Below are 17,000 nucleotides of genomic sequence, written 5' to 3' on the forward strand. Positions count from 1 at the left end.
GTAGGTCCGGAACAGGGTCCCGGTACGCGCCCAGTCCTTGAGGACGGCCGGGCTGGCCCGGGCCTGGGGCGGCGGCGCGACCGGCTCCCGGCTCGTCACCGGCACCACCGAACTCCACGCCGAGCTGGAGCGGGAGCTGGCCGGTTTCTGCGGCTTCGAGGCGGCCCTGGTCTTCTCCTCGGGCTACGCGGCGAACCTGGCCGCGGTCACCGCCCTCGCCCCGCACGGCTCGCTGATCGTCTCCGACGCGGGCAACCACGCCTCCCTGATCGACGGCTGCCGCCTGGCCCGGGGCACCACCCAGGTGGTCGCGCACGCGGACCCGGACGCCGTGGGCAAGGCGCTGCGGACGCACGAAGGGCCGGCCGTCGTCGTGTCCGACACGGTGTTCTCGGTGGACGGAGACGCGGCCCCGCTGGCCGCCCTCGCCGAGGTGTGCCGGCAGCGGGGCGCGGGGCTGGTGGTCGACGACGCCCACGGTCTCGGCGTCATCGGCGACGGCGGCCGCGGCGCCCCGCACGCGGCCGGACTCGCGGGCGCCGACGACGTCGTCGTCACGGTCACGCTGTCCAAGTCGCTCGGCAGCCAGGGCGGCGCCGTCCTCGGCCCCGCCCGGGTGATCGACCACCTGGTCAACACGGCCCGGACGTTCATCTTCGACACCGGCCTCGCCCCCGCGGCGGCCGGCGGTGCCCTCGCGGCCCTGCGGCTGCTGCGGCGCGAACCGGAGCGGGCGGCGCGGGCGCGCGCGGTGGCGGGCGAACTCCACGCGCGCCTGAGCGCCGCGGGCCTGGGCGCGGTACGCCCGGACGCCGCGGTCGTCTCGGTGCGCGCGCCGTCCCCGGAGGCGGCGGTGCGCTGGGCGGCCGACTGCCGTGCCGCCGGGCTGGCCGTGGGCTGTTTCCGTCCTCCTTCCGTACCCGACGGTGTCTCACGGCTGAGGCTGACCGCCCGCGCGGACCTCACCGAGGGACAGATCGAACGCGCTGTACGGGTGATCGGCGAGACGCGACCATGAGTCGGCGTGACACGGCCGCGCGTCGCCCCTGGGCGGACTGATCAGGAGTGGAACGCGGCGGTGAACCCCGCCCAGCTCCCGGGGGAGAAGAGCAGCGCGGGCCCGGCCGGGTCCTTGGAGTCGCGTACGGCGAGCAGCCCGGCCCAGCGGCCGGGCCCGGGGCGCGCCGTCTCGACGCAGTTGTTCGCTCCCGTGCTGTAGCTGCTGCGCAGCCACCGCACGTCGTGCAGATCGGTACTGGAAGCTACGTGCCGAGGCAGTGCTGACATGGGGCCTCCTTACGCGCCGTCACCTGTTGCGGCGATGTAATCCAATGAGTCCTCGGGCGAAAGGGCGTGGAACTGAAGGGCGTTGAAGGCCTCGGTGTAGGCCTGGAGGTCTTCTTTCCGTTCGAGATAGAGGCTACTCGTCAAGTGGTCGAGAACGACCACATCCAGATCAGAAGTGCTCGAAAATGAGAAGATAACGAAAGGCCCGGTGACACCGATGTGCGCTCCGGCCGTGAACGGCAGGACCTGCAACCGCACTTGGGGCAGCCGTGCCGCCTCGACCAGCCGCTCCAGCTGCCGTGTCATCACCTCGGGACCGCCGACCTCGCGCCGCAGCACCGCCTCGTCCAGCACGGCGCTCAGCTCCAGCGGCGGCTGCGACCGCAGCACGTCCTGCCTGGCCAGCCGCACCTCGACCAGCGCGTCCACCCGCTCCTCGTCCAGCCCGTCCACCGCCGCCCGGGTCACCGCACGGGCGTACTCCGGCGTCTGCAGCAACCCGGGCACCACCGAGGTCTCCAGGGTGCGCATCGCGCCGGCCTGCGACTCCAGGCTGATGAAGTCCCGGTAGGTCGGCGGCAGCACCCCGCGGTACGCGTGCCACCAGTGATGCCGGCCGACGCTCTCGTCCGACCCCGCCAACACCATCAGCAACTCCCGCAGTTGGGAGTCGCGCACTCCGTAGACATCGAGGAGTAACCGCACATCGGCCGGTTTCACCCCGCTGGCCCCGGTCTCGATGCGGCTGACTTTCGACTGGTGCCAGCCCACCATCCGGGCCGCCTCACCACTGGTGAGCCCCGCACCGGTGCGCAGGGCACGCAGTTCGGCGCCCAGTTTCCGGCGGCGGACCGCGGGACCGTGCTGCATGGGCTACTCCTTACTCCAACCGAGGCGCCCAAAGCGGGTCGGCCGTCGTAGAGTTCACCGCTTCGAGCGACAGATATATGCATATCTTGGTGGATCGCCACCCGTGACCGCCGCGGTAATGGCAGTCTGGCGATGAAGCACCAGTCCGGGACCGTACTCCACATCCGCTCCGTGTCGGGCTGCGGTCCCGTGGGAAAGGGACGACGTCGCCATGGCAGACCATCTGGAAGCATCCGTCACTCTGCCGAGCGATCCCGCCTCGGTCTCCGCGGCCCGCGCCTACGTGCTCACCACCCTGGTGGAGTGGGGCCTGACGGCGGACAGCGACATGGCCGACACCATCCGGCTCATCGTCTCCGAACTCACCACCAACGCCGTACAGCACACCTTGGGGCAGTCACCCACCTTCACGGTGGACATCGAGCTCGACCGTGACGAACACCTGTGCATCGGTGTCACCGACAGTCACCCCCGATTCCCCAAACGGCTGCCGGCCGCCGTCCAGCAGGACAACGGGCGGGGCATGGTGATCATCCGCTGGCTGACCGCCGAGTGCGGCGGCAAGCTGAGAGTCCGCCCCACCCGCGAGGGCGGCAAGACCGTCTCCATCGAGATCCCGTGGACCGTCCAGGCCGAACCGGTGCCCGCGGCGGGGCAGCAGGAGCCGTAGCGGTCAGGCGTGCTGGGCCCGGCCGAACGCGCCGCGCAGCAGGGCCCGGAAGGCGTCCGGGGCGGGCGCCGCCTCGTCCGTCCGACGGGCGACCGAGATCGTACGCCGCAACCGTCCCCCTTCCAGGGCACGCACCCCGACCGGAGTGGCCGTCGTCCGCGCCACCATCTCCGGTACCACCCCGACCCCGAGCCCCGCACTGGCCAGCGCGCACACCAGCACGTACCCCGGTGTCGCGACCAGCACCGACGGCGTGGCCCCCGCCCGGGCCAGTACCGCCTCCACCTCCCGCCGCCCCGGATGGTCCGGCGCCATGCTGATCAGCGGCTGCCCCGCGAGCTCGGCCAGCGGAAGGCGTGAGCTGCCGCTGGTGAGGGCGTGCCCCGGCGCGGACACCAGGACCAGCTCCTCGACGAGGATCGGCTCCGCGCTGACGGAGGCGGGGAGCGCGACCGGGTCCCCCGGCTCGTAGGTGTGCGTCATCGCCAGGTCGATCTCACCGGCGGCCACGGCGGCGACCCCGGCCGACGGTTCGTGGTCCGTCACGACCAGGTCGACGTCCGGATACGCCCGGCGGAACGCGCTGAGCACCGGCGGCAGCAGATGGATGCCCGCGGTCTGGAAGGTGCCGAGCCGCAGTGTGCCGCCCGACAGACCGGTCAGCCGTGCCAGTTCGTGCCGCGCCCGCTCCAGCTCGTCCAGCACCCGGCGGGCCCGCACCACCAGCACCTCGCCCGCTCCCGTCAGCCGCGCCCCGCGATGGTGCCGGACCAGCAGCGCGGTACCCGCCTCCCGCTCCAGCTTGGCCAGCTGCTGGGAGAGCGCGGGCGGCGTGTAGCCGAGACGCTCGGCGGCCCGGGTGATCGACCCGGCCTCCGCGACCGCGACCAGCGCGGCGAGCCGGGTGGGGTCGTACATGCCGGATCCTCCAGGGGCGGCGAGGCGGAAGCGATGCCTGACGAGAGCGCTGCCTGACGAGCGATGCCTGACGAGAGCGCTGCCTGACGAGCGATGTTTGACGAGAGCACTGCCTGATGAAAGCGATGCCCGGCCAAAGCAATGCTTAAGGCTGGTCCAGGAGATCCTAAATACCTGCTGAAGGCTCCCGCACGGCAGGCTGGCCACATGGACGGACAGCTCATCGCCTTCACCGGGGTCGCCGCTGGCATGGTGGCCATGCCCGGCGCGGACTTCACCGTCGTCGTACGCAACGCCCTGGTCTCCCGCCGGGCCGGGGTCGCCTGTGCGCTCGGCATCGCGGGCGGGCTGCTCCTGCACACCGCCCTGGCGGTGGCCGGCGTCGCCGCGGTGCTGGCCGCGGTACCGGCCCTGTTCCGCGCGCTGCAACTGCTGGGCGGCGGGTACGTGCTGTACCTGGGCCTGCGCACGCTGTCGGCGCTGCGCCGCCCGCGTACCGGGATGCCGCCCGCCGAGCCCGTGTCCCCCACCGGTCCGCTGCGTCAGGGGTTCGTCACCAACGCCCTCAACCCGAAGGCGCCCATCACCTTCCTGAGCCTGCTGCCGCAGTTCGTGCCCGCCAGTGCTCCCGCGCTGCCGCGGACGCTGGTGCTGGCGCTGATCGTGGTCGTCATCGCCCTGGTGTGGTTCCCGGCCGTGGCCCTGCTGGTCGACCGGCTCGGCCGGTGGCTGCGCACCCCGCGGGCCGCCCGGGTGGTGGAGGGGGTCACCGGCGGCGCGCTGACAGTTCTCGGTGCGGTACTCCTCCTCGAATCGGCCGGGGCGCCCTGACCGTCGTCGTCCGGTGGCCGTCCTGTGCCCGGCCGGCCCGCTGCACCAGCCGGGGGAGCAGTCCCCACAGTCCGAGGCAGACGAGCAGGGTGGCCGCGCCCGCGGCCAGTCCGCCCGCCCGGCCGGTCGTCACGTCGACGACGAGCAGCACCGAACCGGTGAAGGCGAGAACCAGCACCCGCATGCCGACCGTGGCGAGCCGCGAGGACACCTGGACTATGCGCGGCTTGGCGCCCTTCTGGAAGAGCGAGCGGTGCAGGGCGGCGGGCGCGGTGAACAGCGCCGCCGCGAGGACCGCGAGCAGGAGCGTGACGACGTACGTGGTGCGCTGGACCGTGTCGAGGGACGGGAAGCGCGGGGTGAAGGCCAGCGTCAGCAGGAAGGCGAAGAGGATCTGCACGCCGGTCTGGGTGACGCGCAGCTCCTGGAGCAGTTCGCCGAAGTTGCGGTCGGCGCGCTGCAGGGGTGTCTCGTTGCGTGCGGTGCAGGGACGGTGGTCGGCCATACGTGAACGAGTAACCATTCGGGCCCGTGTCACGCGCCGGGGAGCCCCCGGGAGCCCCCGGGGGGCGACGACGGGCCAGGTCGCCGGCGCCCCCCGGGGCGGGTCACTTGACCCGGCCGTACCAGACGCTCTTCGTCCAGATCTTCTGCAGCCGCACGACGTCCCCCGTCTTCGGGGAGTGCCAGATCTTTCCCTTCCCGGCGTAGATGCCGACGTGGTACACGTTCGAGCCCGAGTGGAAGAACACCAGGTCTCCGGCCTTGCGGCTCGCGGAGGAGATGTGGCGCGTCTTGTTGTACTGCTGGGCGGCGGTGCGGGGCAGCTTCTTGCCCGCCTTCTTGAACGAGTACAGCGTCAGCCCCGAGCAGTCGAACCGCTTCGGCCCGACGGCCCCGTACTTGTACGGGGAGCCCTTCTTGGAGGCCGCGACCTGAAGTGCCTTCGTCGCCGGCGTGGCGGCCGCGGCGTCGGAGGCGACACCCGGGACCACGACAGAGCCGCCCACGGCGGCGATGGCGAAGGCCGAGGCCGTACCGGCCCGGACCATCAGCGACGGGACACGATTGAGCGCAGTCATGCGCAACCCTTCGTCAGCCGCCTGTGAAGGATGACCTGTCGGATTCGGGCTGGCGAAGATGCCCGGCCGCTGCTGCGGCTTCACCCCAAGGGCTGCTCGGTCCGGCGCCTCTCATGCGGAGACGACCGTTCCGGCGACCCGTCGTGCCTGGGTCCTCCACTCCTGCCGATCCACTTCTGTCGACCGGTCATCCGGGCGGCGGCAGGACTCGGCGTCCGCCCGGATCGCCCCGCCGTTGTGGCGGGGTCTTGTCGTCAGTCAGGGATCTTGGCTCACGGATGTCCGAATATCCCAACGGAACCGGGGGTTTGTGTTGTTACTCACCACTCAGCCGTTCGGGTGGACACCCCCGTGTTCGAATGACAGTCCGGGGGTCCGAGGACGCCCGGACCAGCGGCGGAATGTCTCATTCCGCCCTCGGGCCACGCGTGTTGCGCAACCTGTGCGGGCCAGAAAAAGGAGCCGCGTCTACGCCGAATGGTGGTACGCCGATTGGTCCGTTTCAGCCGCGCTCCGGACGCCTCGTCAAGCGGTCGGCGGCGGCCGGAGCGGCTGCGCACGCGTCAACTGTCCGGGCGCGGCGGCACCGTGACCCGAGCCGCGCGGCGCTCCCCGTCCAGCACGCGCAGCGCACGCGCCAGCGTGTCGGCGTGCAGTTCGCTCTCGCCCCGACGGTGCATCAGCGCCAGCGCGTCCCGCAGCGCGGCCGCCTTGCTCACCAGCGCCTGGGCGGCGCGCAGTCCGCGGTAGGTGTCCCCGGGCCGCGCCGGATTGATCCGGCCGAGCAGGTCGACCACGTCGAGGTAACGGTCGATCAACTCGCCCTCGGCGCGGGTCAGGGCAGGCAGCGGCGGCAGATCGGGCAGCATCGGTGGCTCACCTCGCGCCGGGTGCGGGGTGCGGGGCCTCGCGGTTCGGGATGATCCGGTCCGCCAGTCCGTAGTCGAGCGCTCCCTGGGCGTCCAGGATCCTGTCCCGCTCGATGTCCGCGGTCACCTGTTCCGGAGCGCGGCCGGTGTGCCGTACCAGCATCTCCTCCAGCCGTGCGCGCACGCGCGTCCACTCGTCCGCCTGGATGACCAGATCGCTCGCCTGCCCGTGCACCGGCTCCGGCGGCGCGGGCCGGCGGATCACCACCCGGGCGCCCGGCAGCACGTTCCGCTTGCCGGGCGTGCCGGCCGCCAGCAGCACCGCGGCGGACGCGCCCGCCTGGCCCAGGCACGTCGTCTCGACGTCACAACTGACGTACCGCATCGTGTCGTAGATCGCCGACATCGCGCTGAACGAGCCGCCGGGGGAGTTGATGTACAGCGCGAGGTCCCGGTCCGGGTCCTTGTGCTCCAGGTGCATGAACTGGGCGATCACGTCGTTCGCCGAGACGTCGTCGATCGGCGTCCCGAGGAACACGATCCGTTCCTCCAGCAGCTTCGCGTACGGATCCATCGACGTGTGCTGCCCGAAGCCGATGCGCTCGGTGATCTCGGGCAGGGCGTGACGGGCGGGCGGTCGGGCGGACGGTCGAGTCATGGACACCCCTCCTTGACGTCTGTAAGAAATGTACAGGACGTACCTGACGTCATGGTGGGATCGGATTCTGGTGATCAAGCCACCTGAGAGCCCTACCGTGCCCCCGGTGGCAGTACGACGAGCGCCGGCACACGACGCTGCAGCCACGGCCCGATGCGCTGCGCGGAGACCTCGTCGAGCTCGGGGATGTGTGTCGTGCCTGTCAGCAGCGCACGGAACCTGGCCAGTTGCTTCGTGGTGTAAGCGATCAGCTGGCGGGCTTGTTGGTGCTGCCCACCCACCCCGGGAGCAAGGCAGCGAACAAGCCGCTGTTCTTCCTTCCTGCCGCGGACAAGAACGCGCACAAGCGCAACCCGGACGACAACCGCAAGGTGATCTGCCCTGATGGGTGGGCGGCAACCTATGGCACCCGGACGCCACCGCCGTCCCCGAGATCAGTGCGACCGACAAGGCGTCATGTGACGAGTTCGCCTACGCCTCCCCCTACAACTCCGGCGGCATGCCCGCCGGCGTGAGCGGCATGAGCGAGGTCGACACCGGCAACGACTGCGTGCAGACCTGTGCCACACGGGTCAAGCAGGGCGAATGGCATCTGTACGACGACATTCGTGTGGCTGCTCCTCCGTGGAAGGAGGTGTGCGGCCGCTCGGCCATGTCGGGGTGGATCAACTCCACGTCGATGGGGCGAGCGTTCAGCGGGGGCTTCTCCGGCAAGTATCGGCTGCTCGACCAGGACCCGTACTGGGTGGACTTCCCTCAGTTCACGCACGGCGACGCGTCCAAGGCGACCGTGACCTGCACGGTTCCCAAGCCATGACAGTCTCCTGGACGTTGGTGGGGCACAGCACCGGCTCTGGCCGTGCTGTGCCCCACCGGCCCCAAGTTGTGCACGGAAGGAGTGAACCGCAGTGCCTGACGATCTCGCGTGGATCGCTGATGCCTGGCGCGGCACGAGCCCGAGCGCCACCGACCTGTACATCACCTGCGCCCGCGGCCTCAGCCCTCAGCAGCTGGCCGAACGCATGGCCGACCATGAGCCCGTCGAGATCGGGCCCGCCCTCACCATCGAGGAAGCGCACCGCATGGTCGACCTGACGCAGATCTATTGCGTCGGCCGCCTCGGCCAGAGCGGCGACTGGTCGTTCATCGTGGAGTGCGTGGGCAGTGAAGGCTGGGCCCTGGACCCGGCAACGTCCCGCGGCGGCGAGATCCTGATCTTCGACCCGCGGCCCGACGATCCCCCCTCCTTCTTCACCTATCTCGCCGACGGTGAGCTGCAGCTGCACTTCGAGTTGGGCTTCGGCTATGACCCCACAGGAGCCCAGCCCGACCTGCTGCGCACGGCGCTGGAGGCAGCCGGAGTCATTCCGCCGGAGGACGACATGGATGACCTGCTGGGCGATGACGAGGAACTGGCACCTGCCGAAGAGAAGCGCCGGGTGTTGAAGGTCATCGGTGAGTACTTCGGGCTGTCGCTCCCGCGGGAGGTGATCGAAGGCGGCCAGCTTCCTGCCGTGGTCACCCGCAGGTCAGCTCCGTCCTCCTGGTGACCATGTGACCTGCACCCGCCCGGCCGGAGTTCTGCCCAGGGCCGGTCGGAGCGGGCGTTCCGCCGCACCGGAGAGCTGCCAGGATTCAGTGCGACCAGATGGCTCTTCGTCTCACCTCGTCTCACACATTTCTCACAGACGAGAGCGCACGGGAGCCCCTGACCTGGAACTTTGATGTCGTCGCAGACCACGGTGAACCAGATAGACCCGCCGTAAGCTAGGGGTATGGCCTACGAGATTCCGGTGACGCAAGCCAGGGCTGAACTCGCCGACCTGATCAACCGGGTGGTGTACGGCGGTGAGCGCGTGGTCGTGACGCGGCACGGCAAACCCCTCGTCGCCCTGGTCTCCGCCGCCGACCTCGAACAGCTGGAGGAACTCCAGGAGTCCGCGGAGGAACAGGTGATCAGCGCGGTCTCCTCGGTGCGAGACGCCGCCCCCGCTCCCCGCGAGCAGCAGCGCTTCGGCATCGCGGCGCGCCACCGGGGCCCCGGAGCCTCCTGAGGAGACGGAAAGACCGTGCGCCCCCGTCCGCTACGGCGGGGGCACACAGTCGTGCCGGAGCGGCCGGAGCTGCTGGGCGACGAACGGGCGTGCGGCGGACGCGGTCAGCCGCTCGGTCCCCTGCGCGGTGACGCCGATCGCGCCGTATACGGTCCGGTCCTCGATCGAGCGGTGCGCGGCCGTCCGGCGTCGGCACAGCGGCACAGTGGCGCAGCGGTGGATCTCGAACGCACCCTCGCGTCGCTCCAGCCGCTGCTCCACCTGGGCCGCCGCCGAGGCGGGCCCGGCGACACCGAGCGGCAGGTCGCGCGGGGCGGTGCGGGCGGCCGGCCGGGCGGGCGAAGGCCCACCGGGCGAGCGCCGCGAGCACGGGGACCAGGACGGCGGCGGCCGGGCGGCAGCGGACGGGGTGGACATGGGGCTGCGTGGACGTGGCGCGGATGCCGTTGCGGGTCGAACAGCCGTGTGAGCGGGGCGTGCTGAAGGAGGCCGGCTTCTCGGCGGGTGCCGTCCACCGCTGCTTCGGCAGCAGGGAGGGGCTGAGCGCGGCATCGTCGGCGAGGTGCTCAGGTCGGTCCGCCAGGCCTGGAGGCCGCGGGGCAGAGCCCGCCTCCGCCGTTCGACCTGCTGGTCGGCAGGGTTCTGTGCCGGACCCTCGCCATGAACATGAAGGTGTCCCTGACGGTCGACGCGGAGCCGGCCTTCCCCCGCCTGATCGGCCAGGCGCGGGCGGAGACGTTCCGCACCCTGGAACCGGCCGCCGCCCTGCGGGAGGGACACGCCGTGGTGGGTGCGGCCCGGGAGCGGGCCGCCGAGGCGTACCCGGACGCCGGGACGATGCGTGCGGCGGGCGCCCGCGCCGTGCTCGCGAGTCTGGGCGCCGACGGGCAGCTGCTCGTGGACGACGTGGCGAGCCTGCCCGCCGAGCGTGTCGCGCGCACCATGAGCGCCGTCGTCCAGCGGTTCGTCGCCCAGCAGCCGCTGCTGGTCCCGGTCCCGGCTCCGGTTCCGGCCCCGGTCCCGGGCTCGGTCCTCCAGAACGGTCCGCAGGCGTCGATGAGCAGGTCGGTCCCGCCGCCGGACCCCGATGTCGATCACAGCTCGGTTAACGTGACTGAAACCCGGTCCCACTAGCCTGCCGATCCACGCCACCAGGGACTTTGCCCCGGGGGCCGCGGCAGCCGGACCCCGCACGGTCCGGAGCGAGGACTGTGAGGTGGGACGTGCAACTGACCCCGCACGAGCAAGAGAGGCTGCTCATCCACGTGGCGGCCGACGTGGCCGACAAGCGCCGGGCCCGCGGGCTCAAGCTGAACCACCCCGAGGCGGTCGCCCTCATCACGTCGCACATCCTCGAGGGCGCCCGGGACGGCCGTACCGTGGCCGAACTCATGGCGTCCGGGCGCCGGCTGCTCACCCGGGACGACGTCATGGAAGGCATCCCCGAGATGATCCACGACGTCCAGGTCGAGGCGACCTTCCCGGACGGCACCAAGCTCGTCACCGTCCACGACCCGATCGTCTGACGGGGGCGCCGGCCATGATTCCCGGAGAGTTCCTGTTCGCCGACGACCCGATCGTCTGCAACGAGGGCCGTGCGGTCACCCGGCTGACCGTCCTGAACGCCGCCGACCGGCCCGTCCAGGTCGGCTCCCACTACCACTTCGCCGAGGCCAACCCCGGTCTGGACTTCGACCGCGCCGCCGCACGGGGCAAGCGGCTCAACGTCGCCGCCGGCACCGCCGTGCGCTTCGAGCCCGGGATCCCCGTCGACGTCGAACTCGTCCCGCTGGCCGGCGCCCGTGTGGTGCCCGGGCTGCGCGGGGAGACCGGAGGTGCCCTCGATGCCTGAGATCTCGCGTGCCGCGTACGCCGACCTGTTCGGCCCGACGACCGGCGACCGTGTCCGGCTCGCCGACACGGATCTGCTGATCGAGATCGAGGAGGACCGTTCCGGCGGACCTGGGCTCGCCGGGGACGAGGCCGTGTTCGGAGGGGGCAAGGTCATCCGCGAGTCCATGGGCCAGTCCCGCGCCACGCGCGCGGACGGCACCCCGGACACCGTCATCACCGGGGTCGTCATCGTCGACCACTGGGGCATCGTCAAGGCCGACGTCGGCCTGCGCGACGGGCGGATCACCGGCATCGGCAAGGCGGGCAACCCCGACACCATGGACGGGGTCCACCCCGACCTGGTCATCGGTCCCGAGACCGAGATCATCGCGGGCAACGGACGCATCCTCACCGCCGGCGCCATCGACGCGCACGTCCACTTCATCTGCCCGCAGATCGCCGACGAGGCGCTCTCCGCCGGCATCACGACGCTGGTCGGCGGCGGCACCGGACCGGCCGAGGGGTCGAAGGCGACCACCGTCACCCCCGGCCCCTGGCACCTGGCCCGGATGCTGGAGGCGATGGAGCAGTACCCCCTCAACATCGGCTTCCTCGGCAAGGGCAACACCGTCTCCCACGAGGCGATGCTGTCCCAGATCCGGGGCGGCGCCCTCGGGCTGAAGCTGCACGAGGACTGGGGCTCCACCCCGGCCGTCATCGACGCGTCGCTGACCGTCGCCGACCGGACCGGCATCCAGGTGGCGATCCACACGGACACGCTGAACGAGGCCGGGTTCGTCGGGGACACCCTGGCCGCCATCGCGGGCCGCGGGATCCACGCGTACCACACCGAGGGCGCCGGCGGCGGGCACGCGCCCGACATCATGACCGTGGTCTCCGAGCCGCACGTGCTGCCGAGCTCCACCAATCCGACCCGGCCGTACACCGTCAACACCGCCGAGGAACACCTCGACATGCTGATGGTGTGCCACCACCTCAACCCGGCCGTCCCGGAGGACCTCGCCTTCGCCGAGTCCCGCATCCGGCCCTCGACCATCGGGGCGGAGGACATCCTCCACGACCTGGGCGCCATCTCGATCATCTCCTCCGACGCGCAGGCGATGGGGCGGGTCGGCGAGGTCGTCCTGCGGACCTGGCAGACCGCGCACGTGATGAAGCGGCGCCGGGGTGCCCTGCCGGGCGACGGGCGCGCGGACAACCACCGGGTACGGCGGTACGTCGCCAAGTACACGATCAACCCCGCCCTCGCCCAGGGCCTCGCGCACGAGATCGGCTCGGTGGAAACCGGCAAGCTCGCCGACCTGGTGCTGTGGGAGCCCGCGTTCTTCGGCGTCAAGCCGCACCTGGTGATCAAGGGCGGGCAGATCGCGTACGCGCAGATGGGCGACGCGAACGCCTCCATCCCGACCCCGCAGCCGGTCCTGCCGCGCCCGATGTTCGGGGCGATCGGACGGGCCCCCGCCGCCAACTCGTTCAACTTCGTGGCGCCGCTCGCCATCGAGGACGGACTGCCGGAGCGGCTGCACCTGGGCAAGCGCTTCGTCGCCATCGAGTCGACGCGGGGCGTGACCAAGGCGGACATGCGGGAGAACGACGCCCGGCCGCGCGTCCGGGTCGACCCCGACAGCTTCGCCGTGCACATCGACGGGGAGCTCGTCGAGGCGACTCCGGCCGCCGAACTGCCCATGGCCCAGCGGTACTTCCTCTTCTGACGGCACGGATCCGATGTCACGAACAGCACTTCTCGTCCTGGCCGACGGCCGCTTCCCCGCCGGCGGGCACGCGCACTCCGGCGGGGCCGAGGCGGCCGTGAAGTCCGGGCGGGTCACCGGGGCCGCGAGCCTGGAGGACTTCTGCCGGGGGCGGTTGCACACGGCGGGGCGGACCGCCGCCGCGCTGGCCGCGGCGGCCGTGCTCGGCGTGGATCCCGTGGACCTGGACGCGGCGGCCGACGCGCGGACCCCGTCGCCCGCGTTGCGTATCGCCGCGCGAAAACTGGGGCGGCAGCTGATGCGGGCCGCGCGGGCCACCTGGCCGTCCGGCGAACTCGACGCGCTGGCGCGGGAGTTCCCCAAGGGCGCGCATCAGCCGGTGGTGCTCGGGCTCGCGGCGCGGGCGGCGGGGCTGGGCGCGCTGGACGCCGCTCACTGTGCGGTGTACGAGAGTGTCAGCGGGCCCGCGAGTGCGACGGTGCGGCTGCTGAGCCTCGATCCGTTCGACGCGACGGGGGTGCTGGCGCGGCTGGCACCGGAGCTGGACCGGGTCGCGGATTCGGCGGTGGAGGCGGCGCGGCGGGCTGTCGACGAGGGGGTCGATGTGCTGCCGGCGACGTCCGCTCCGCTGCTGGAGATCGGCGCGGAGGTGCACGCGGCCTGGCCGGTACGGCTGTTCGCATCGTAGGTTCTCGCCCCGCCGCCCCCGCCGCCCCCGCCGCCCCCGCCGCCTCTTCCCGTCCCGCCCCCCGGGGGGGGGCTCCGCCCCCGGACCCTGTCCGCCTGACGGCCTCGTCCTCGAACGCCGGACGGGCTGACTGTGCCCGACGCCGAAGAAGGAAGAAGAAGGAGAAGGAGCCACCCCATGCATCTCGACCACTCCCACCACGGCCCCGCCGCCGTCAGTGCCGACGCCCGCCGTCCCGACGGCTCACGCCGGGCGCTGCGGATCGGGCTCGGAGGGCCCGTCGGCTCGGGGAAGACCGCCACCGTCGCCGCGCTCTGCCGTGTCCTGCGGGACGAGTTGTCCCTCGCGGTCGTCACCAACGACATCTACACGCGCGAGGACGCCGAGTTCCTGCTCCGGGAGGCCGTGCTGCCGCCCGAGCGGATCACCGCCGTGGAGACGGGCGCCTGCCCGCACACCGCGATCCGGGACGACATCTCCGCCAACCTCGAAGCGGTGGAGGACCTGGAGGACGAGGTCGGGCCGCTGGATCTGATCCTCGTGGAGTCCGGCGGGGACAACCTCACGGCGACCTTCTCGAAGGGCCTCGTCGACGCGCAGATCTTCGTGATCGACGTCGCCGGCGGGGACGACATCCCCCGCAAGGGCGGACCCGGTGTCACCACCGCCGACCTGCTCGTCGTCAACAAGACCGACCTCGCGCCGTACGTCGGCTCCGACCTCGGACGGATGGCGGCGGACGCGAAGGCGCAGCGGGCCGAACTGCCGGTGGTCTTCCAGTCGCTCCGCGGCGAGCCGGGTGTGCGGGACGTCGCCGCCTGGGTGCGGGCGCGCCGCGCCGCGTGGACGGCATGACCGCGGCCACGGCCGGAGTACGGGCCACCGCACGCATCGTCGCGCGGGACGACGGCCGGGGCGGCACGTCCCTGCCCGTCCTGGAGGGTGACGGGCCGCTGGCTCTGCGGCGGACCCGGGGGAGCGGCAGCGAGGCGCGGGTCATGCTCGTCGGCGCGATGAGCGGACCGCTGGGCGGTGACCACTTCACCGTGGAAGCGGCTGTCGGGAGCGGGGCCCGGCTGCGCGTCGGCTCGGCCGCCGCCACCATCGCCCTGCCCGGGCAGGCCAAGGGCGGGGCCCGTTACGACGTCCGGCTCACCGTCGCCGACGGCGGCGAACTGCACTGGCTGCCCGAGCAGTTGATCTCCGCGCGCGGCAGCGACCTGTCCGTCACCACCCGCGTCGAGCTCGGTCCGACGGCCCGGCTCGTCCTGCGTGAGGAGCAGGTGCTCGGGCGGACGGGGGAGGAGCCCGGGCGGCTCAACAGCCGGTTCGTCCTGCGGGTCGGGGGCCGGACCGTGCTCGACCAGGAGTTGGCCTGCGGTCCCGGCGCGCCGGGGGGCTGGGACGGGCCGGCCGTTCTGGCGGGCCATCGGGCGGTCGGCCAAGTCGTCGTCGTACGGCCCGAGTTCGCGGGCGGGCCGGTGGCGGCACGGGTGCTGGGGGAAGGCGCCGTGGTGGTCCCCCTCGCCGGTCCCGCCGCCCTGGTGACCGCGGTGGCCCCGGACGCGCTGCTCCTGCGGCGGCTGCTGGACGAGGCACTGGTGTCTGTCGGCCAGGAGTCCGGGATCAGCTGACGCCGGGATCCTCGTCCGCCCAGCGAACGCCCCGGTCCGCTTATCGGATTGGCAAAGAACGCCGACCACCCCTGTTCTCAGGCAGCTCACAGCCGAGAGGATCCCCGTACTCATCAACCGACGTACGGGAGGGTTCCCTTGAGGGACAACAGAGCGACGAGGCGGACGGCAGCGTTCGGTTCCGCCGGAGTGCTCGTGACCGCGACGCTGATAGCCGGCGCCATGGCGGCGCCCACGGCGAGCGCCACGGCGGACTCCCGCGGCGGCCAGGACCGCGAGGCCCGCGGCGCGGCGATCGCCGCCGCCAAGGCCGCGAAGACGGGGATCGACTGGCAGGACTGCCCGGCCGACTGGGGCCTGGAGAAGCCGATCCAGTGCGGCTACGTCACGGTGCCGCTCGACTACGCCAAGCCGTACGGCAAGCAGATCAAGCTCGCCGTCGACCGCATCGGCAACACCGGCACCGAGGAGGAACGCCAGGGCGCCCTCATCTACAACCCGGGCGGGCCGGGCGGCTCCGGCCTGCGCTTCCCGCGCCGGGTCGTCACCAAGGCACCCGTGTGGGCCAACACGGCCAAGGCGTACGACTTCGTGGGCTTCGACCCGCGCGGCGTCGGCAAGTCGGCGCCCATCTCCTGCGCCGACCCGCAGGAGTTCGTGAAGGCGCCCAAGATGGACCCGGTGCCGGACTCCGAGGCCGACAAGCGCGCCCAGCGCAAGCTCGCCCGCGAGTACGCCGAGGGCTGCTACGAGCGCAGCGGCGAGATGCTGCCGCACATGACCACCCCGAACACCGCGCGCGACCTCGACGTGATCCGCGCCGCGCTCGGCGAGAAGAAGCTCAACTTCCTCGGCGTCTCCTACGGCACCTACCTCGGCGCGGTGTACGGCACCCTGTTCCCGGGCCACGTGCGCCGGATGGTCGTCGACAGCGTCGTCAACCCGTCCCGGGAGAAGATCTGGTACGAGGCCAACCTCGACCAGGACGTCGCCTTCGAGACGCGCTGGAAGGACTGGCAGGACTGGGTCGCCGCCAACGACGCCACCTTCCACCTCGGCGACACCCGCGCCGAAGTCCAGGCCGAGTGGCTGGAGTTGCGCGCCACCGCGAAGAAGAACCCCATCGGCGGGGTCGTCGGCCCGGCCGAGCTGCTCGGCTTCTTCCAGAGCGCCCCGTACTACGACTCCTCGTGGGTGCCGGTCGCCACCGTGTTCAGCGAGTACGTCGCCGGCGACACCCAGGCGCTGGTCGACGCGGCCGCCCCCGACCTGTCGGACACCGCGGGAAACATCGCCTCGGAGAACGGCAACGCCGTCTACACGGCCGTCGAGTGCACCGACGCCAAGTGGCCCACCAGCTGGAAGAAGTGGGACCGCGACAACACCCGGCTGCACAAGGACTATCCGTTCCTGACGTGGTCCAACGCCTGGATGAACCTGCCCTGCGCGACCTGGCCGGTCAAGCAGCAGACGCCGGTGGACGTCCGGACCGGCAAGGGGCTGCCGGGCGTGCTCATCGTGCAGTCCGAGCGGGACGCGGCCACCCCCTACGGCGGTGCCGTCGAACTGCACAAGCGCTTCAAGGGCTCCCGCCTCATCACCGAGAAGGACGCGGGCTCGCACGGCGTGACCAGCCTGGTCAACCCGTGCATCAACCAGCGGGTGGACACCTACCTGCTCACCGGCAAGCTGGACGGCGCCGACGTCACCTGCGCACCGCACGCGACGCCGAAGCCGTAAGAGGCCGCAGGAAGGTGGGAGAGGGGAAGGGGGGCGGCCGTCACCGACGGCCCACGCGCAACTGGAGCGGCTCGGGGTGCGCGACCGGGAGCAGTCGCCGGTGTGCACCCGGGAGTCGAAGGACCACTTCTCG

General features: G+C 71.9%; 20 protein-coding genes and 3 pseudogenes. 15 read left to right on the forward strand and 8 right to left on the reverse strand.

Features of this window, described 5'->3' with window-relative positions; genetic code table 11:
* Window positions 1-46 precede the first annotated feature (46 nt).
* Window positions 47-1,018 (forward strand): annotated as a pseudogene (locus ACWD0J_RS38805) (8-amino-7-oxononanoate synthase); the annotation flags it as partial.
* A 41-nt stretch (window positions 1,019-1,059) separates the two neighbouring features.
* Here the strand turns inward: ACWD0J_RS38805 and ACWD0J_RS38810 are convergent.
* Together ACWD0J_RS38810 and ACWD0J_RS38815 are read right to left on the reverse strand one after the other, a co-directional pair.
* On the reverse strand, window positions 1,060-1,287 hold the full coding sequence (locus tag ACWD0J_RS38810; protein ID WP_451500580.1) for a DUF397 domain-containing protein: 228 nt from the start codon (window positions 1,285-1,287) through the stop codon (window positions 1,060-1,062).
* A gap of 9 nt (window positions 1,288-1,296) precedes the next feature.
* Window positions 1,297-2,157 carry a helix-turn-helix domain-containing protein gene (locus ACWD0J_RS38815; RefSeq protein ID WP_451500581.1) on the reverse strand — a complete coding sequence of 287 codons (861 nt, stop codon included), beginning with the start codon at window positions 2,155-2,157 and terminating at the stop codon, window positions 1,297-1,299.
* A gap of 211 nt (window positions 2,158-2,368) precedes the next feature.
* Here ACWD0J_RS38815 and ACWD0J_RS38820 point away from each other — a divergent pair, with 211 nt between their 5' ends.
* Complete coding sequence (locus ACWD0J_RS38820) at window positions 2,369-2,827, forward strand: ATP-binding protein (protein ID WP_451500582.1); 459 nt, start codon at window positions 2,369-2,371, stop codon at window positions 2,825-2,827.
* 3 nt (window positions 2,828-2,830) lie between these two features.
* On the opposite strand, the gene ACWD0J_RS38825 is transcribed toward ACWD0J_RS38820, so the two are convergent.
* Window positions 2,831-3,745 (reverse strand): LysR family transcriptional regulator, encoded by a 915-nt coding sequence (locus ACWD0J_RS38825; RefSeq protein ID WP_451500583.1) that lies wholly within the window; start codon window positions 3,743-3,745, stop codon window positions 2,831-2,833.
* A gap of 207 nt (window positions 3,746-3,952) precedes the next feature.
* On the opposite strand from ACWD0J_RS38825, the gene ACWD0J_RS38830 reads away from it, so the two are divergent.
* Window positions 3,953-4,576 (forward strand): LysE family translocator, encoded by a 624-nt coding sequence (locus ACWD0J_RS38830; protein WP_451500584.1) that lies wholly within the window; start codon window positions 3,953-3,955, stop codon window positions 4,574-4,576.
* Here the strand turns inward: ACWD0J_RS38830 and ACWD0J_RS38835 are convergent.
* The 4 genes from ACWD0J_RS38835 to ACWD0J_RS38850 form a co-directional block, all read right to left on the reverse strand.
* A complete protein-coding gene (locus ACWD0J_RS38835; RefSeq protein WP_451500585.1) occupies window positions 4,512-5,081 on the reverse strand; it encodes a DUF6328 family protein in 570 nt (189 codons plus the stop codon). The genes ACWD0J_RS38830 and ACWD0J_RS38835 overlap by 65 nt on opposite strands.
* A gap of 103 nt (window positions 5,082-5,184) precedes the next feature.
* On the reverse strand, window positions 5,185-5,658 hold the full coding sequence (locus ACWD0J_RS38840) for a C40 family peptidase (protein WP_451500586.1): 474 nt from the start codon (window positions 5,656-5,658) through the stop codon (window positions 5,185-5,187).
* Between the two features lie 563 nt (window positions 5,659-6,221).
* On the reverse strand, window positions 6,222-6,527 hold the full coding sequence (locus ACWD0J_RS38845; protein ID WP_451500587.1) for a hypothetical protein: 306 nt from the start codon (window positions 6,525-6,527) through the stop codon (window positions 6,222-6,224).
* Between the two features lie 7 nt (window positions 6,528-6,534).
* The gene (locus tag ACWD0J_RS38850) at window positions 6,535-7,185 is read right to left on the reverse strand and encodes an ATP-dependent Clp protease proteolytic subunit (RefSeq protein ID WP_451500588.1); all 651 of its coding nucleotides are present in this window, start codon (window positions 7,183-7,185) and stop codon (window positions 6,535-6,537) included.
* Window positions 7,186-7,573: 388 nt separating this feature from the next.
* Here ACWD0J_RS38850 and ACWD0J_RS38855 point away from each other — a divergent pair, with 388 nt between their 5' ends.
* From ACWD0J_RS38855 to ACWD0J_RS38865, 3 genes are all read left to right on the forward strand, one after another.
* A complete protein-coding gene (locus tag ACWD0J_RS38855) occupies window positions 7,574-8,002 on the forward strand; it encodes a hypothetical protein (RefSeq protein ID WP_451500589.1) in 429 nt (142 codons plus the stop codon).
* A 91-nt stretch (window positions 8,003-8,093) separates the two neighbouring features.
* Window positions 8,094-8,735, forward strand: a complete 642-nt coding sequence (locus ACWD0J_RS38860) for a DUF6461 domain-containing protein (RefSeq protein ID WP_451500590.1) — start codon at window positions 8,094-8,096, stop codon at window positions 8,733-8,735.
* A gap of 225 nt (window positions 8,736-8,960) precedes the next feature.
* A complete protein-coding gene (locus ACWD0J_RS38865; RefSeq protein ID WP_451500591.1) occupies window positions 8,961-9,239 on the forward strand; it encodes a type II toxin-antitoxin system Phd/YefM family antitoxin in 279 nt (92 codons plus the stop codon).
* A gap of 63 nt (window positions 9,240-9,302) precedes the next feature.
* Here ACWD0J_RS38865 and ACWD0J_RS38870 read toward each other — a convergent pair.
* Window positions 9,303-9,681: pseudogene (locus ACWD0J_RS38870) on the reverse strand (ABC transporter permease); the annotation flags it as partial.
* A gap of 218 nt (window positions 9,682-9,899) precedes the next feature.
* Between ACWD0J_RS38870 and ACWD0J_RS38875 the strand changes: the two are divergent.
* The 9 genes and pseudogenes from ACWD0J_RS38875 to ACWD0J_RS38915 form a co-directional block, all read left to right on the forward strand.
* On the forward strand, window positions 9,900-10,373 hold the full coding sequence (locus tag ACWD0J_RS38875) for a hypothetical protein (protein WP_451500592.1): 474 nt from the start codon (window positions 9,900-9,902) through the stop codon (window positions 10,371-10,373).
* Between the two features lie 89 nt (window positions 10,374-10,462).
* The gene (locus ACWD0J_RS38880; protein ID WP_451500593.1) at window positions 10,463-10,765 is read left to right on the forward strand and encodes an urease subunit gamma; all 303 of its coding nucleotides are present in this window, start codon (window positions 10,463-10,465) and stop codon (window positions 10,763-10,765) included.
* A 14-nt stretch (window positions 10,766-10,779) separates the two neighbouring features.
* Window positions 10,780-11,091 (forward strand): urease subunit beta, encoded by a 312-nt coding sequence (locus ACWD0J_RS38885; RefSeq protein WP_451500594.1) that lies wholly within the window; start codon window positions 10,780-10,782, stop codon window positions 11,089-11,091.
* Window positions 11,084-12,805 carry an urease subunit alpha gene (locus ACWD0J_RS38890; protein WP_451500595.1) on the forward strand — a complete coding sequence of 574 codons (1,722 nt, stop codon included), beginning with the start codon at window positions 11,084-11,086 and terminating at the stop codon, window positions 12,803-12,805. The genes ACWD0J_RS38885 and ACWD0J_RS38890 overlap by 8 nt, the downstream gene beginning before the upstream one ends.
* A gap of 13 nt (window positions 12,806-12,818) precedes the next feature.
* The gene (locus tag ACWD0J_RS38895) at window positions 12,819-13,493 is read left to right on the forward strand and encodes an urease accessory protein UreF (protein WP_451500596.1); all 675 of its coding nucleotides are present in this window, start codon (window positions 12,819-12,821) and stop codon (window positions 13,491-13,493) included.
* A gap of 177 nt (window positions 13,494-13,670) precedes the next feature.
* Window positions 13,671-14,348: an urease accessory protein UreG gene (ureG, locus tag ACWD0J_RS38900; protein WP_451500597.1), complete on the forward strand. Its 678-nt coding sequence runs from the start codon at window positions 13,671-13,673 to the stop codon at window positions 14,346-14,348.
* Entirely contained in the window at window positions 14,345-15,127 is a 783-nt protein-coding gene (locus ACWD0J_RS38905) for an urease accessory protein UreD (RefSeq protein ID WP_451500598.1), read from the forward strand. Before ureG ends, ACWD0J_RS38905 begins: the two co-directional genes overlap by 4 nt.
* Window positions 15,128-15,265: 138 nt before the next feature.
* Window positions 15,266-16,867: an alpha/beta hydrolase gene (locus tag ACWD0J_RS38910; RefSeq protein ID WP_451500599.1), complete on the forward strand. Its 1,602-nt coding sequence runs from the start codon at window positions 15,266-15,268 to the stop codon at window positions 16,865-16,867.
* Between the two features lie 49 nt (window positions 16,868-16,916).
* Window positions 16,917-17,000 (forward strand): annotated as a pseudogene (locus tag ACWD0J_RS38915) (peptidoglycan editing factor PgeF); the annotation flags it as partial.

This window comes from Streptomyces sp. NPDC003011, from assembly GCF_053591515.1.

Excerpts from the sequence above, each read along its gene's own strand:
- ACWD0J_RS38810 (WP_451500580.1), bottom strand. The coding sequence starts at position 1,287 with ATGTCAGCACTGCCTCGGCACGTAGCTTCCAGTACCGATCTGCACGAC.
- ACWD0J_RS38815 (WP_451500581.1), bottom strand. The coding sequence starts at position 2,157 with ATGCAGCACGGTCCCGCGGTCCGCCGCCGGAAACTGGGCGCCGAACTG.
- ACWD0J_RS38820 (WP_451500582.1), top strand. The coding sequence starts at position 2,369 with ATGGCAGACCATCTGGAAGCATCCGTCACTCTGCCGAGCGATCCCGCC.
- ACWD0J_RS38825 (WP_451500583.1), bottom strand. The coding sequence starts at position 3,745 with ATGTACGACCCCACCCGGCTCGCCGCGCTGGTCGCGGTCGCGGAGGCC.
- ACWD0J_RS38830 (WP_451500584.1), top strand. The coding sequence starts at position 3,953 with ATGGACGGACAGCTCATCGCCTTCACCGGGGTCGCCGCTGGCATGGTG.
- ACWD0J_RS38835 (WP_451500585.1), bottom strand. The coding sequence starts at position 5,081 with ATGGCCGACCACCGTCCCTGCACCGCACGCAACGAGACACCCCTGCAG.
- ACWD0J_RS38840 (WP_451500586.1), bottom strand. The coding sequence starts at position 5,658 with ATGACTGCGCTCAATCGTGTCCCGTCGCTGATGGTCCGGGCCGGTACG.
- ACWD0J_RS38845 (WP_451500587.1), bottom strand. The coding sequence starts at position 6,527 with ATGCTGCCCGATCTGCCGCCGCTGCCTGCCCTGACCCGCGCCGAGGGC.
- ACWD0J_RS38850 (WP_451500588.1), bottom strand. The coding sequence starts at position 7,185 with ATGACTCGACCGTCCGCCCGACCGCCCGCCCGTCACGCCCTGCCCGAG.
- ACWD0J_RS38865 (WP_451500591.1), top strand. The coding sequence starts at position 8,961 with ATGGCCTACGAGATTCCGGTGACGCAAGCCAGGGCTGAACTCGCCGAC.
- ACWD0J_RS38875 (WP_451500592.1), top strand. The coding sequence starts at position 9,900 with ATGAACATGAAGGTGTCCCTGACGGTCGACGCGGAGCCGGCCTTCCCC.
- ACWD0J_RS38885 (WP_451500594.1), top strand. The coding sequence starts at position 10,780 with ATGATTCCCGGAGAGTTCCTGTTCGCCGACGACCCGATCGTCTGCAAC.
- ACWD0J_RS38890 (WP_451500595.1), top strand. The coding sequence starts at position 11,084 with ATGCCTGAGATCTCGCGTGCCGCGTACGCCGACCTGTTCGGCCCGACG.
- ACWD0J_RS38895 (WP_451500596.1), top strand. The coding sequence starts at position 12,819 with ATGTCACGAACAGCACTTCTCGTCCTGGCCGACGGCCGCTTCCCCGCC.
- ureG (WP_451500597.1), top strand. The coding sequence starts at position 13,671 with ATGCATCTCGACCACTCCCACCACGGCCCCGCCGCCGTCAGTGCCGAC.
- ACWD0J_RS38905 (WP_451500598.1), top strand. The coding sequence starts at position 14,345 with ATGACCGCGGCCACGGCCGGAGTACGGGCCACCGCACGCATCGTCGCG.